Here is a 14,938-nt window from a genome sequence, read left to right on the forward strand (position 1 = left end):
GACCACGGCCGGTGAACCGCTCGGAGTGGTCTCGTCGGCGGTATACCGCTGTGTCCGCAGCTGCGACGGGGTGGGAATGCGACCCCGGAAACCCTCCTGGTGCAGTCGGAAGCGCCACGCCCTCGAGCGGGTACGCGGCACCGGGGGCTTGCACGAGATCGATGGCTTTCCGGCGCCGAGACCTGCGTAGATCTGTTCGGTCGGGGTACTGCGTGGTCGGCATTACTGTCGATGATTGGAGGCGTCATGAGAGACGTCGACGAAAATGTTGCCGGTGGGCGCGGAGGGCGTCTGCATATCCCGCGTAGCCGTGGTGCCCTGGGCGGTCTGGCCGTCTTGCTGCTGGGTATCTGGGGTGCGCTCATCCCGTTCATCGGGCCGTATTTCAGTTTTGCCTATACGCCCGACGAGCCCTGGGTGTGGTCCGCGGCGCGCGGCTGGCTGCAGGTGCTGCCGGGGGTGGTGGCGATAATCGGCGGGCTGCTCATGCTGATGAGCCGGAATCGGATCGTGGCGAGTGCGGGTGCGTGGCTGGCCACCGCAGCCGGTGCGTGGTTCGTGATCGGCCCGCTGCTGGCAGGCCCGTTAGGTCTCGGCGATATCGGTGAACCGGTTGCGGGATCCGACTGGAAGCAGGCCTTTGTGCAGCTGACATTCTTCTACGGGCTCGGCGCGTTGATCCTGTTCTTCGCCGCGACCTCGCTCGGACGGCTGTCGGTGCGCAGTGTCCGCGATATTGCCTTCAACCGGCGTGAGGTCGATGCAGTCGAGGGTCGCCGGGTAGCAGATGAGCCGGCGCCCGCCGCAGCCGCCGATCCCCGCATCGGCCGGCCCGGCTTCCGCGGGACACCGGGTCTGCACGGTGGTTCGGCCTGAGAACCGGCCGGTCCGCGGAGGCTTTTGCTGTTGGGCGTTGTCCGTGAATGAGTGAGCGGTTACTGTTGGCCGCGTCGAACCGGGGCGGGGATATGGACTCGACTGGAATGGGGCATTCCGATGAAATCAACAGCTCGAAGCCCGCTTATCGTTTCTCGGATCGCCGGTGCGGTTCTCGGCGCGGCCGCGATATTCGCGGCCGCCGGGGCACCGGCGGTGGCCGCGCCCGACAGCGCACCGCCCGGGCCGCTCGTGGTGCTGAACGAATACTGCGAGGAGTCGGGAGCGGTCGCGCATGTGGAGGACGGCCGCACTGTCTATTGCACGCAGGTGGAGGCGACCGATGCGTTCGTCTGGTCGTACTCGCCGGACCCGATACCCAGGGATCCCAACACTCGTGAGTACACGTGTGCCGAGGACGGCTGTCGCTATCCCGATGGTTCTGAGGTTCCGGGATATCAGCGGTGCGGGATTCTGTGCGGTGAACCGCCTACATCCGGCGATGTGCAGAGCGGTCTGGCCGAATGCTTCAACTCCGGTACGCCGTTCGAGGAGTGTGAACGACGGCTGCCCGAGTGATGCGCTTCAGGCGTTTTCACTGCGGGAAGAGTGTCAGAACCTGCGACATCACCTGGCGGGCGACGTCGTCGGTGGCCGAGGTGACTTCGACGGCCGGTACGCGGGGGACGAAAGCTGTGCTTTCGGCAGGTAGTTCGGGGCCGACGACGGCGGAGTAGATCGGGATACTGCTGTCGTAGAGCGAGGTCGTGCGGAAGACGGTGCGGTTGTCGATCTTCTCTTCGGTGGCGCGGGCGCGCACCTGGTCGGTGACGCGGTAGTCGTAGGCCACGGTGACGGTTTCGTCGCGGTACCGGAACAGGCATTGGGTCAGCCGGCGTTCGTCGGTATCGGCGGTGCCGTCGAGTTTCGCGCGGACAGCGCACGGGTCGGCGCCGAGCAGGACGGTGTCGACGGTATCGGGGGAGGTGCCCTGGGGCGGCGACTGCCGCCAGCGGTCGATCATACCGGGCAGCAAACCGTCAGCGACCGCACATGAATCGCGGTTCGGGACGGAGAGACCGAGGTAGAACGCGGCGCCCGACGGGAAGCGGGCGGTCGCGCCGCAGGCGCGCGCGCCGGGGTCGCGGTCCGGGACCAGCAGGACGTGCACGTCGCCGAGATGTTTGTCGATACCGAGCCGCGGAGCCAGCGGGGGCAGCAGGGTCGAATGCCAGGTGAGGGTGGCGGCTTCGGCCGGGGCCGGATCGCCGAGGACGGCGCGGCACGAGTCCAGGCCGATCGTCACGTCCCGGATTTCGCCGAGGTCCAGGTCATCGAGGGTATCGCGGGGGAGCAGGGCACAGACGTCGACCTGGCGGGTCGCCTGGGCGACGGCGGACTGCTGCTGCGGGGTATCGGCGGGCGCCGACCAGAACTGCGGCGGCGGGGCGGGGATCGCCGGTGACCGGGTGGCGCCTTCTCCGGTGTTCGGGTCGTCGCCGCAACCCGCCACGGCGAGTAACACGGCTGCGACAAGTGTGAGCGTGCGATAAACCGTCACCCGTGACCTCCCGGTGCGAGCTGAGCGGGACCGTTGCCCGCATCGAGTCTGCGGCACGGGCAACCTCGGCGCAAATATTCGACGATATCGGCCGTTTCACGGTGTCATCTGCGTGTTACGTGCGAACCTCTTCCACCGCACTCGGCTCGGAACCAGGTCCGAGTGCGGGCGGAGGCCTACCTGCCCGGTCGACCGGAGTGAAAGCTCAGCGTGGTGCCGCAGGCCGGTTACGACCTGCGTTGCGGGCCGTGCCCCGGTGGGCGGGCACGGTGGTCGGGTCTTCCGGCCAGGCGTGCTTGGGATAGCGGCCGCGGAGATCGGCGCGGACCTGCGGCCAGCCGGTATGCCAGAAGGACGCCAGATCCGCGGTCACCGCGACCGGGCGCTGGGCGGGGGAGAGCAGGTGCAGCACGATCGGGACCCGCCCCCGGGCCAGGCGCGGCGTCTCTTTCCAGCCGAAAACTTCCTGCACTTTGACGGCCAGCACCGGTTGGTCGGCCGCGTAGTCGAGGCGGAGGCGGCTGCCGGAGGGGACTTCGAGGCGGTCCGGTGCCAGCTCGTCCATCCGGGCGGCGTCCGGCCAGGGCAGGAGACGCTGCAGCGCCTGCCCGGCGTCGATACCTTCGAGATCGGCGCGGCGGCGGGCGTTGGCGAGTTCGGGACCCAGCCAGGTGTCGGCGGCGGCGAGTAATGATTCGTCGTCGACCGGTGGCCACGGGGCGCCGAGGGTGCGGTGCAGGAAATCGAGGCGTTGCCGCAGGGCGACGGCGTCCGCGTCCCAGGACAGCAGGCCGATGCCGGTCGAGGTCAGTCCGCGCCGCACCGCCGCGGCGAGCATTGCGCGATCGGGGTCGCGCAGCGGCCGTTCGGACAAAATGATCGCGCCCAGGCGTTCGATCCGCCGCGCGACCACATCGCCGTCGACCCATTCGATTTCGTCGGCAGTGGTGATCAGGTTCGCCGCGGCGCGGCGCGCGAGCTGTTCATCGGCGACCGCCGCCAGCCGGATATATCCCTCGGACCGGCCGGGGTCACGCGTCGCGATACCGACCGCGAGCCATTCCGCGTCGCCGGTCCCGGCGCCGGCGGGCAGTGTGACGGCGGTGCCGCCGGCCATGAGGTAGCTCGCGGAACCGGGGCCGCGGCGGCGGGCCAGCCGTTCGGGATGGGCCAGCGCAACGACGTAGGCGGGATCGTCGACTCCCTCCGGTCCGTCGACCGTCCGGGTCAGCCGCTCGACCTCGCGTCGCCAGCGCGCCGGCTGCTCGCGTCGCAGTGCCCGCAGACCGGCCGCCAGATCGACCCCGGACGTGTGGGTGTCGTCGTCGAGGACGGTGACCACTTCCGCGGCCGTGCGTGCCCCCACCACGTCCGCACCGTCGAGCAGTGCGCGTGCCAGCCGCGGATGCAACCCGATACGTGCCATCCGGCGCCCGCGGTCGGTGACCGCGCCGTCTTCGTTCACGGCACCGAGTACTCGCAGTACTTCGTGCCCGGCCGCCAGTCCGCCGGCCGGCGGGGCGTCCCACCAGGTGAGGCCGTACCCGTCGGCGGTGCCCCAGGACGCCAGTTCCAATGCCAGCCGGGTCAGGTCGGCGGTGCGGATCTCCGGCTCGGGATAGGCGGGCAGGGTGGCATGCTCGAATTCGGGCCAGCAGCGCCACACCCGGCCAGGGGCCTCGCGGCCGGCCCGCCCCGCGCGCTGGCCGGCGACCGCCGCCGAAACCCGGACCGTCGCCAGTCCGGACAATCCCCGCGATCGATCGATCCGCGGCACCCGGGCGAGTCCCGAGTCCACGACGGCCCGGACACCGGGCACGGTCAGACTGGACTCCGCTACCGCCGTGGACAGCACCACGCGCCGTCGTGGGCCGGGCCGCAGCGCCGTGTCCTGGTGGGCTGCCGACAGCCGGCCGTGCAGCGGAACGATATCGACGTCGTCGAGGTCGGCGAGAAGTGCTGTTGTCTTCCGGATCTCGGCTGCCCCGGGGAGAAAAGCCAGGATGTCGCCGTCGGTTCCGGCGAGCGCGGCCCGGATGGCGCGGGCGACCTGTGCTTCCTTGCGCTCACGCGGCAACGGCGGAAGGTAGGTCGTGCTCACCGGGTGAGCGCGGCCCTCGACCTGCACCACCGGGGCCGGACCGGCGTCACCGAGCAGCATCGCCAGACGGTCGGCGGCAACGGTCGCCGAAGTGGCGAGCACGCGCAGGTCCGGTCGTAATCCTGCCCGGGCGTCCAGGAGCAGCGCCAGCAGCAGGTCCGCGTCGAGATGCCGCTCATGACATTCGTCGAGAACGACGGTATCGACGCCCGCCAGCTCGGGGTCGTCCTGTAACCGCCGGACCAGCAGGCCGGAGGTCACGACCTCGATCCGGGTCCGCCGCCCGACCTGGCGATCTCCCCGGACGGAGTAGCCGACGGTTTCACCCACCTGTTCGCCCAGCAGCGCGGCCATCCGACCGGCCGCGGCCCGCGCCGCAAGCCGTCGTGGCTCGGCCACGATCACCCGGCCGGTTCCTCCCGCAGCCAGCGCCAACGGGACGAGGGTCGTTTTACCGGTCCCCGGCGGCGCCACCAGGACGGCCGTCTCGTGGTCGGTCAGCGTCTCGACAATATGATCGAGAACGTCACGGATCGGTAGATCGGGAAGCTCGGGCAGTTTCATCACCGAACAGTGTGATACCTCGGCTCCGAGTCGCCACATCCACCGCTCGACCTGTGCGACAGACGGGTATCAGTGCCGCCGTCCGGCACCAGGCCGCGCGCAGGCATGCCCGCCCTGCAGGGCGCGGAGCGGCCGCCGGCTCGCGCTATATGGATCAGTTCCGCCGTGCGAGCTGCTATATGGATCAGTTCCGCCGTGCGAGCTCACGAAGTAGGCGGTCGTGCTCGGTGTCCGGTTCTTCGCGGGTGATCTGCGGGGTCCGGTACGGCCGCGGGCGGGCGGGCCGGAGATCGGTCTGCCGGCGAAGTTGCAGAGAGGTCAATGCGCCGACCACCGTCGTGCAGACCGGTAGGTGGACGATCCGCGGATCGTCGCCCGCGAGACGGGCGATACGGGGGTTCGGGGTGACCAGGCATATCTCGACGCCGTCGCCCCGATAACGTTGCGCGTCCTGGGCCAGCGCCGCGAGAGTGCGCAGCGAGAGGAACTCGAGCCTGGTGGTGTCGACGATCAGGGCGCCGCGCCCGGCCGCCGCTGTCTCGACGGCCTTTCCTACCTCCTGCCGCCACAGCGGCAGCGTGTACGCGTCGGCTTGACCCCGAGCCGACAGGACGACGATCTCGCCGCGGCGCCGGACCCGGAAGAGGAGTTGCTGCTCGGGCGAGCGCGTATACGACGACGCGGCATGGGCCGAAGCGAAGGACGAGGAGTTGATATCGGAATTCATACTGCACCCGACTCGGCTCAGGATGCGTTCCCGCATCGCGGTCACGCCGACCCTGCATGTCTCAAGGTGAATCCGTGACTATGTCCCACCCTAGCCCACACGACCGGCCACGGGCGCGGGCGGTGCGATCTCGGTGCCCTCGTTCCGATGCGGGTTTGCCCGGTTCGCCGCCGGGCGGTGACGCCGACAGCTGTGCGCGGCCGAGCCGACCCTCCGTTGCACTGTCCGCGATACCCGCCGAGGGGCGTGCGGGGCGGACCGGCGTACCGAGGTCACCACGCACACAATGTTCGGGCGAGTTCATCGTCGGCGCCGAATTCGGTACGTGCGAACCCGACGATCCCGCCCCGACCCGCGTATGGCAGAAGCCGGTGAACTCACAGAACTGGCATCGCCGGATCCCCCGCGACCTGGTGTAGCGCCGGCCCGCAGGTCAGACGGCGTGGGGGTAGGTGTCCCCGGGTTCGTCCGGCCCGCGATGCGCGATGAGGTCCAGCGGTGTCAGGGCGCTGGTTTCGTCGATATGCAGCAGGGCATCGAACCGGTCCGCGGGGCGCGCATGGAAGTAGTGGCTGCGCCGTTCGTTGTCTGGACGGTAGACCACGCCGATGGCGCGTTCGAGCTGCGGCGCGTCGAGCGCCGCGACCGGTTCGCGATCGAAACGCAACAGGAACCGTTCGATTCCGGTGCGGTGCAACAGATTCTCCACGCTTCCTGGCAGCGACGGCCGTACCCGCTTCACCCGCGGCGGTCCGTCCCATTCGTCGGCGGCCAGCACGGTGCCGGTGTGGGTGGTGAAACCGAGGATGCGGGATTCGCCGGGACAGTTCTGCCGGACCAGTTGGCCGAGATTCAACTCCCCGGCCGACCCGAGTTCCGTGGCGCGGGCGTCGCCGAGATGCGAGTTATGGGCCCACACCACGATTTTCGCGTCGGAATCGGTGCGCTGCCGCAGATGTCCGCGTAATGCCGTGAGGGTGGCGAACATATGCTCGTCGCGCAGATTCCACGACGATACGCGGGAACCGAACATCGCCCGGTAGTACTGTTCGGCCGCCGCGACCAAGCGGGCGTTCTGTTCGGCGTAGAACTGTTCGTCGGGGTCGCCCTGCCCGTCGGTGCGCAGCTCCCGGATGCTCATCCGCTGCAATTCCGCCAGCTGTGCGACCACCGCGTCCGCACAATCCTCGCCCGCGCCGAACGCGGCGGCGTAACCGTAGTGCTGTTCGTCGGTGTGCTGGTCGAAACAGGCGTACCGGTCGCGGGCGCGCCGTGCGGCTGCCGGGTCGACGCGGTCGAGATAGCCGATCACCTCGGCGGCGGAGCGACGCATGCTGTAGAGGTCGAGGCCGTAGAAGCCGACGGTGCGCGCCGGATCGCGCCGGTTGTATTCGCGCAGCCATTCCACGAAATCGCGGACCACGGTATTACGCCACATCCACATCGGGAAGCGCTGGAAACCGCGCAGCGCCTGCTCGGCATCGCCGTCGTCGCCGCGGCCGCGGATATAGCGGTTCGCGCGGTGGGCGTCGGGCCAGTCGGCCTCCACGGCAACCGCGTCGAAACCGGCGCGTTCGATGAGGGTGCGCGTCATCCGGGCCCGGGCGGCATAGAACTCCGAGGTGCCGTGGGTGGCCTCGCCGATCAGCACGTACCGGGCATCACCCACCAGGTCCAGCAGGACATCGTCGGACGGGACGCCGTCGGGCAGCAGGGTGGCGGCGGACCTGACGCCCACCTCCGGGCCGGTGGCGGCGGCCTGCTGTTCGCCGGCCGGAAGCTGCGCGGCACGGTCGAGCAGATCGCGGATCTCCTCGTCGGAGCTCTGGGTGAAGTCCTGGTACTCCGCGCTCACCCCGGCGAACCCGGCGGGTACGCGCGCGCAGACCATCTCGTCCACCCGTCCCCGCAACCCGGCGCAGGTGGCTTCGAGGGCGACGGGTACCGCGACGACAACACGCGCCGGATGCATCCGGTACACCGTGCGGACCGCCGCATCCATGGTCGCGCCGGTCGCCAGGCCGTCGTCCACCAGGATCACCGTGCGGCCCGTGACATCGAGCAGCGGCCGCCCACCCCGGTAGACCTGTTCCCGCCGGCGCAGTTCGCGGCCCTCGGCGCGGGCTATCCGTTCCAGGACATCGGGGCCGACCCGTTCCGCGGCCAGGACGTCACCGTTGGTGACAAGAACCCCGCCGCTGGCGATCGCGCCCAGCGTCAGCTCGGAGTTACCCGGGGATCCGAGCCTACGGACGACCAGGACGTCGAGGGGCGCCTGCAGGGCCTGCGCCACCTCGTAGGCCACCGGCACTCCGCCCGGGGGCAGACCCAGGACGACGGTATCCGGGTCTCGGAAACGGTCGAGTAGCGTCGCGAGTGTCCGGCCGGCCTCGCGGCGGTCACGGTAAGCGCTTGTCGCCATGAGGGCGCGCTACCCGATGCGGTCCTGGGCAAACAGGACAGGTCTGCGCGCGCCGGGCAGGACGGCCGGTCAGCGTTGCCGGGTAGGCGCCGCGGCCGCACTGCCGTCGGTGTTTCCCGCGCCGATATCGTGGTGCAGCGTCAGCAGCACATGGTCCAGGCGGGTGCGCAGCCGGACCTCCTCGTCGGCGATACCCGGAAGTGCCGCGACCATCCGTTCGGCGACCGTGCGCAATTTGATATTCGTTTCCTGCGACCGCCAGCGCAACACATGGAAAGCCTGGTCGGCGTTGATCCCGTAGGCGAGCATCAGCGCGCCCTTGGCCTGCTCGATGGCCATCCGGGCATCCAGCACCTGCGGCAGGGTGTCGTCGAGGGCCTCGCGGCGGAACTCGTCCGCAGCGGCGGACAGATCGATATAGAAGCCCTCGGTACCGATCGCTGCGCCGGCCTCGTCCAGCATGGGCTCGGAGACCACGAGCACCTCCTTGACATCGCCCGCCGTATCGATGATGCGGTGGCGGCTGGAGAACGGGCCCCCGTCCTCGACCGACAGGATCATGGCCTCGAGGCGGTCGCGATCGTCGGGGTGCTTATGGGAGAGCAGCAGCTCGGTGGTGGGGCGGACCTCCGGAGGGTGGCCGTGGATCCGGGCTGCTTCCGCAGACCATTCCCAGGTCCGGGTCGCGAAGTAGTACCGGAACCGTCCCACTTGCAAGGGGTCGCCGGCGCCGACCACCCGTTCCACGAGTTCGACTTCGGATTCCGGCAGCTCGTCCCGCGCGTTCATGGCTGTGATTATTCCCCGCGCCGCCCACGCGGCGGCGGCCGACCGGTGCCACGGCCGGCGGCGATCCGGTAGACGGCGGAAGAAAACGGTTACGAATCCATACCGCTGTGCCCCTTCGGGGTGGATTCGTCGGTTTCGAGCTGTTCGCCGGTGGGGTGTTCGTCGGCGTGGGTGGGTTCTGCGTGTTCCTCGGCGAAATCGGGTTCGTCCCGATCGGCCGTGGTCCGGGGATCGTGTTCCGGTGTGGTCATAGGCGGGCGGGTACCCGGCGGGCGCCCGGTGAACACAGCCCGATCGTGTTTACCGCCGGCGAATCCGGGAAGCCGCCGACCGGGAAACGACCATGTTCACAGGCCGGTACGGCACGGCCGCGCACGCCATCGAGGAGGACAACTCGTGGACCGAACACCGGATCAGGGATCCGCGACCCCCGCCGCGTCCGAGGCGGCGCAACGCCCGCTCGGCGAAGGCCGGGGCGATACCGACCCCAAACAGCAACAGCTCGATCCGCTGCGCCAGGACCGGGAGAGCGGGTACCTCACGACACAGCAGGGCGTCCGGGTGGACCACACCGACGATGCGCTGAGCGTCGGCGCGCGCGGGCCCACACTGCTCGAAGACTTCCATGCCCGGGAAAAGGTCACCCATTTCGACCACGAACGCATTCCGGAACGGGTGGTCCACGCGCGCGGCGCCGGTGCCTACGGTTATTTCCGGCCCTACGACGATTCGCTGGCGGAATACACGGCCGCGAAATTCCTGACCGACCCCGGTACGCGGACCCCGGTGTTCGTTCGTTTCTCCACTGTCGCCGGATCCCGCGGCTCGGCCGATACCGTGCGCGATGTTCGCGGTTTCGCCACGAAGTTCTACACCGAACAGGGAAATTACGATCTGGTCGGAAACAACTTCCCGGTGTTCTTCATCCAGGACGGCATAAAATTCCCGGATTTCGTGCATGCGGTGAAACCGGAACCGCACAACGAGATCCCGCAGGCGCAATCGGCGCACGATACGCTCTGGGATTTCGTGGCCGAACAGCCCGAAACCCTGCATGCGATCATGTGGCTGATGTCGGACCGCGCCCTGCCGCGCAGTTACCGGATGATGCAGGGATTCGGCGTCCATACGTTCCGATTCGTGAACGCAGAAGGCCGCGGAACCTTCGTGAAATTCCACTGGAAACCCGCCCTGGGTGTGCACTCCCTGGTATGGGACGAATGCCAGCAGGTCGCCGGGCGCGACCCCGACTACAACCGGCGCGACCTGTGGGACAGTATCGAAGCCGGTGATTTCCCGCGCTGGGAACTGGGCGTGCAGTTGGTACCGGAGGAGCAGGAATTCGATTTCGATTTCGACCTCCTCGATTCCACCAAGATAATCCCGGAGGAACAGGTTCCGGTGCGTCCGGTCGGTGAGATGGTGCTCGATCGCAACCCGGACAATTTCTTCGCCGAAACCGAACAGGTCGCCTTCCACACGGCCAACGTCGTACCCGGTATCGATTTCACGAACGATCCGCTGCTGCAACTACGGAACTTCTCCTACCTGGACACCCAGCTCATCCGCCTCGGCGGGCCGAACTTCGCGCATCTGCCGGTGAACCGGCCACTGGCCGATGTCCGCACCCACCAGCAGGACGGCTTCGGTCGCCACGATATTCCGCACGGCCAGGCGTTCTACACCAAGAACACCATCGGCGGCGGCTGCCCGGCACTCGCCGACGAAGATGTCTTCCGCCACTACACCCGGCGCGAAGAAGGCGATACGCTGCGGATCCGCAGCGAAAGCTTCAAGGAGTACTACCGGCAGCCCCGGATGTTCTGGCGCAGTATGACCGCAACGGAGGCCGAGCACATCGTCTCCGCGTTTGCGTTCGAACTCGGCAAATGCAAACGTGTGGAGATCCGCTCGCATGCGCTCGAACAGCTGGTCCGGATCGACCCGGATCTGGCGAGCCGGGTCGCCGACCAGCTCGGACTGCCCACCCCCGAGGCCGGCCCGGTGGAGGATGTGCCGTTGTCACCGGCGCTGTCGCAGGTGAAGGATCCGCCGGCCACCATCGCCACCCGCAAGATCGCCGTCTTGGCGGCCGACGGGGTCGATGTGGCGGGCGTCGAACGGCTGCGCACGGCACTGCGCGAACGCGGCGCCGAAACCGAGGTGCTGGCCGAACACGGCGGCCAACTGAGCGGTGCCACCGACGGGGCCCTGACCGTGGACAAAACCCTGGCGACCATGGCGTCGGTGCTCTACGACGCGGTGGTCGTGGCCGGCGGTGATACCTCCGCCCGCACCCTCGCCGCCGCGGGTCCCGCGGTGCACTTCGTGACCGAGGCGTACAAGCACTTCAAACCGGTGGCAGTGCTCGGCGCGGGCGCCGAGGTGCTGCGGGCCGGCGGTATCGCGGTCCCACCCGAATCGGACACTCCGGTCGACGGTGTACTCCAGACCGGCGACGCGGTCTCCGACGGCTTCGTGGAAACCTTCGCCACGGTGCTCGCGGGCCACCGCATCTGGGAGCGCGACACCACGGCGATACCCGCCTGAACCGGGGCGTCGCACACGAAGAGCAGGGCCCGGCCGACGCGATGCAACGCGTCGGCCGGGCCTGGTGCCACGAAGTGAGCGGCGCCGGGGCCGCCGGCGCGAAAACGCAGCCGCCGCCCAGGGCGGCAGAGTCCTGGCGGGCCGAGAGTGCGCGTGTGAACAGTTGGCCGGCACCTGGACGGGCCGCCTGCCGTTCGACAGACGCCGAAACCGCGGCGGCGAAACCGGGGCGGCGGTGCGGAAGCGGGCCGAGAGATCAGGTCCGCGTACGCCGGTAGGCGGTGCGTGCCCGGACGACACGGTGTGGGTCCGCGAGTCGGGTGGGCAGCGTTCTGGACCGGCGCGCGGGTGTCCGGCGTATGGTGTGCTCGCCGGGTGCCTGCGTGCCCGCAGAGCGGAGCCTCAGGCGTGTGTTCCCGGCTCGCCGGTGCCGATACCGATTATTCGGAAAGCGGTGTGGCCGAGGGCGGTTTCGTCGAGGAGGTTGCGGGTGTCGACGATGATCGCCTGGGCGGTCTCGGCCTCCAGCCGCTGCCAGTTCAGGGTCAGGAACTCCGGCCATTCGGTGAGGACGACGAGTGCGGAGGCGTCCTTCGCCACCAGGTAGGGGTCGTCGACCACTTGCACCGGATCCAGCCCCGGTGTCCCGGCGGGTACGCAGGGATCGTGGGCGACGACGGTGACCCCGTGGCGGCACAGTTGCTGCGCGACCGCCACCGCGGGGGAGTCGCGGAGATCGCCGGTTCCGGCTTTGAACGCCAGGCCCAGCACACCGATTCGGGTGCCCGCGAGGGCCCCGTCTACCGCGCCGGTGACCGCATAGCGGATCTTGCGCATCACCATCGCCTGCTGGCGGTCGTTTGCCCGAACCGCGTCGCGCACGAGCGCGAAGTCCACGCCCTCGGCCTCGGCGGCACGCAGGAGCGCGTGGGTGTCCTTCGGCAGGCAGGAGCCGCCCCAGCCGGGGCCGGGGGCGAGGAAATCGGGGCCGATCCGGCCGTCCATACCCATGGTGTCGGTGACCCGCGTGATATCGGCGCCGACGCGTTCGCACAGGTCGGCCATCGTGTTCACGAAGGACAGCTTCACCGCGAGGAAGGCGTTGCTGGCGTATTTCGCGAGTTCCGCGCTGGCCGTATCGGAACGGACGACCGTGGCGCCGGTGCCGGCGTACAGTCCGGCGACCCGGTCGGCGGACTCGGTGTCCCCCTCGCCGGCGCCGACGAGGATGCGGTCCGGATGCAGGAAATCGTGCACCGCATGGCCTTCGCGCAGGAATTCGGGATTGCTGACCACGGCCCGGCCGGCGAGCGCGGATGATTCGGTGAGACGGGCCGCTGTCCCGACCGGAACAGTGGATTTGGTCACCAGCGTGCAATCCGGCCGCAGCACGGTGGCCAGCGTGTCCAGGGCACGGTCGAGTACTTCCAGGTCGGCCTCCCCGCCGTCTCCCATGGGCGTCGGCAGACACAGCAGCACCACTTCGGCCTCGGTCAGTGCGCCCGGATCGGTGGTGAAGGCGAGCCGCTCCTCGGCCAGGCCCTCGCCGACGAGTTCGGGCAGTCCCGGTTCGACAATCGATACCGAACCCGCCCGCAGCCGTTCGACCTTGGCTTCGTCGTTGTCCACACAGATCACGTGGTGCCCGAGATGGGCAAGGCATGCGGCGCTGGTGAGTCCTACGTATCCGGCGCCGACGACACCGACGCGACTACCCATGGTGTGCCCCCTTTCCGAGGACTTCGGCCGCAGCGGTGAGCACCCGTTCGGGCCGCACCATGAGAAGTCCGGAATCCGGGCGGTCGGCGTGCGGATCACCGGTTCTGCCCGCCCACAACGCGATATGGTGCCGTGCGGTGACCGGCGGGCCCCAGGTATGGGGTGGGGTGGGGCCGAACAACAGTACCGAGGGTGTCCCGTAGGCGGTGGCCAGATGGCCCACGCCGGTATCGCCGCAGATCACCAGTTCCGCCTCGGCCACCATTGCGGCCAATTCGAGCAGATCGGTACGGCCCGCATACACCGCCGAGCGCGGGAGCCCCGCCTGCGCGGCAACGGTATTCGCCAGCGGAACCTCCGCGCGTGACCCGGTGATCACCACGGGCCGTCCGTCGGCGCTCAAGGCCCGCGCCACCCGTGCGAATCGCTCGGGCGGCCAGCAGCGTGCGGGAGAGGCGGCACCGGGATGGATCACGACCGCCCGCGATACCGGCGCCGGCACCGGCGGGGCAGGCAACCACAGCGCGTCACGATCGGTCGCCATCCCGCGGTACTCCAGCAGTCGGCACCAGCGATCCACCTCGTGCAGATCCGCCCGCCACTCCGGGCCGGCCAGTTCCGGGTAGTCCGGATGACGGTGTGTCAGCAGCGATTCCGGGCCGGTTGCGAGTAGATCGCGGATACTCTCCGGACCCCTGCCGTGCAGGTTGACCGCCAATCGGGGCGGTGCACCCGGCCATCGCAGCGCTCCCAGCCCGGGGGTCGGCAGTAGTTCGTCGACCGCCTCGATCGACGCCACCAGCCCGCGCAGCGGTTCGGGCGCGGCGAGTACCAGCCGGTCGTCCGGGTGGGCAGCGCGCAGCGCACGTAAGGCGGGCACCGCGGTCAGCAGATCGCCGAGGCCGAGTGCCCGCAGTACGAGTATCGATCCGCTCAGGGCCACGACCCCTCTTCCGAGGTGCAGACGACGAGTTCGCGGACCTCGCAGCCCGGCGGTTGGTTCAGCGCGAACAGGACGGATTGTGCGACATCGGCGGGCTGGTTGAGTTTCGCGTCCGGCGGGGGTTTGTACTGTTCGGCGCGCCCGTCGAAGAACGCCGTATGCATACCGCCGGGAATCAGCAAGGTCACGCCGACGTCACCGGCGGTTTCGGCGGCCAGCGCGCGGGTGAACCCGACCACCCCGAATTTCGAGGCGCAGTACGCGGTCGCGTCGCTGACCGCCTTGATCCCCAGCGTGGACGCACAGGTCACCACGGTGCCCCGGTGGGCCCGCAGTGCCGGCAGCGCGGCGCGCACCACCGCGACCGTACCCAGCAGGTTCACCTGGACCACCCGTTCCCAATCCTTGGCCGGCACATCGTCCAACCGCCCGCAGGCATCGGTGCCCGCGGCGGTGAACACGCCGTCGATCCGGCCGTCCGCGCGGTCGGACAGTTCCTGTACCGCGTTCTCCGCCGCCGCGGTATCGGCGAGATCGGCCCGCACGAAATCGACGGTGGTCTCGGGTTGTTCGCGGTCGATCACCAGGGGGCGGCCTCCGCGTTCGAGGACCGCCGCGGTCACCGCCGCGCCGAGCCCGGAAGCGCCGCCGGTGATCAGGATATTGCCGAGTGTTCGCATCGCACT

The 14,938-nt window shown here is 69.2% G+C and carries 12 protein-coding genes; 3 read left to right on the forward strand and 9 right to left on the reverse strand.

Annotation, left to right across the window (positions count from 1 at the left end):
* Positions 1–246 precede the first annotated feature (246 nt).
* Positions 247–876, forward strand: a complete 630-nt coding sequence (locus ON22_RS33155; protein ID WP_051158398.1) for a hypothetical protein — start codon at positions 247–249, stop codon at positions 874–876.
* Positions 877–996: 120 nt separating this feature from the next.
* Entirely contained in the window at positions 997–1,455 is a 459-nt protein-coding gene (locus ON22_RS33160; protein WP_033241964.1) for a hypothetical protein, read from the forward strand.
* Positions 1,456–1,471: 16 nt separating this feature from the next.
* On the opposite strand, the gene ON22_RS33165 is transcribed toward ON22_RS33160, so the two are convergent.
* The 6 genes from ON22_RS33165 to ON22_RS37075 form a co-directional block, all read right to left on the reverse strand.
* Positions 1,472–2,437 carry a hypothetical protein gene (locus ON22_RS33165; RefSeq protein ID WP_033241965.1) on the reverse strand — a complete coding sequence of 322 codons (966 nt, stop codon included), beginning with the start codon at positions 2,435–2,437 and terminating at the stop codon, positions 1,472–1,474.
* A 205-nt stretch (positions 2,438–2,642) separates the two neighbouring features.
* A complete protein-coding gene (gene hrpB / locus ON22_RS33170) occupies positions 2,643–5,102 on the reverse strand; it encodes an ATP-dependent helicase HrpB (RefSeq protein ID WP_033241966.1) in 2,460 nt (819 codons plus the stop codon).
* Positions 5,103–5,286: 184 nt separating this feature from the next.
* On the reverse strand, positions 5,287–5,829 hold the full coding sequence (locus tag ON22_RS33175; RefSeq protein ID WP_157170456.1) for an STAS domain-containing protein: 543 nt from the start codon (positions 5,827–5,829) through the stop codon (positions 5,287–5,289).
* A 433-nt stretch (positions 5,830–6,262) separates the two neighbouring features.
* Positions 6,263–8,251, reverse strand: a complete 1,989-nt coding sequence (locus ON22_RS33185) for an erythromycin esterase family protein (RefSeq protein ID WP_033241969.1) — start codon at positions 8,249–8,251, stop codon at positions 6,263–6,265.
* Positions 8,252–8,320: 69 nt separating this feature from the next.
* Positions 8,321–9,040 carry a PAS and ANTAR domain-containing protein gene (locus tag ON22_RS33190; RefSeq protein WP_051158399.1) on the reverse strand — a complete coding sequence of 240 codons (720 nt, stop codon included), beginning with the start codon at positions 9,038–9,040 and terminating at the stop codon, positions 8,321–8,323.
* Between the two features lie 89 nt (positions 9,041–9,129).
* Positions 9,130–9,291, reverse strand: coding sequence for a hypothetical protein (locus ON22_RS37075; protein WP_156052210.1), 162 nt, complete (start codon positions 9,289–9,291; stop codon positions 9,130–9,132).
* A gap of 259 nt (positions 9,292–9,550) precedes the next feature.
* Here ON22_RS37075 and ON22_RS33195 point away from each other — a divergent pair, with 259 nt between their 5' ends.
* Positions 9,551–11,590, forward strand: a complete 2,040-nt coding sequence (locus tag ON22_RS33195) for a catalase (RefSeq protein ID WP_051158409.1) — start codon at positions 9,551–9,553, stop codon at positions 11,588–11,590.
* Positions 11,591–11,992: 402 nt separating this feature from the next.
* Here the strand turns inward: ON22_RS33195 and ON22_RS33200 are convergent, their stop codons facing one another.
* From ON22_RS33200 to ON22_RS33210, 3 genes are read right to left on the reverse strand one after another with little or no spacing between them, the layout of a single operon-like run.
* On the reverse strand, positions 11,993–13,309 hold the full coding sequence (locus ON22_RS33200) for a UDP-glucose dehydrogenase family protein (RefSeq protein WP_033241970.1): 1,317 nt from the start codon (positions 13,307–13,309) through the stop codon (positions 11,993–11,995).
* Positions 13,302–14,252, reverse strand: coding sequence for a glycosyltransferase family 9 protein (locus ON22_RS33205; RefSeq protein WP_033241971.1), 951 nt, complete (start codon positions 14,250–14,252; stop codon positions 13,302–13,304). Before ON22_RS33205 ends, ON22_RS33200 begins: the two co-directional genes overlap by 8 nt.
* Positions 14,243–14,932 carry an SDR family oxidoreductase gene (locus ON22_RS33210; RefSeq protein WP_033241972.1) on the reverse strand — a complete coding sequence of 230 codons (690 nt, stop codon included), beginning with the start codon at positions 14,930–14,932 and terminating at the stop codon, positions 14,243–14,245. The genes ON22_RS33205 and ON22_RS33210 overlap by 10 nt, the downstream gene beginning before the upstream one ends.
* Positions 14,933–14,938 lie beyond the last annotated feature (6 nt).

Origin of the sequence: Nocardia carnea NBRC 14403 (assembly GCF_000308515.1) — a bacterium.
GTDB lineage: Bacteria > Actinomycetota > Actinomycetes > Mycobacteriales > Mycobacteriaceae > Nocardia > Nocardia carnea.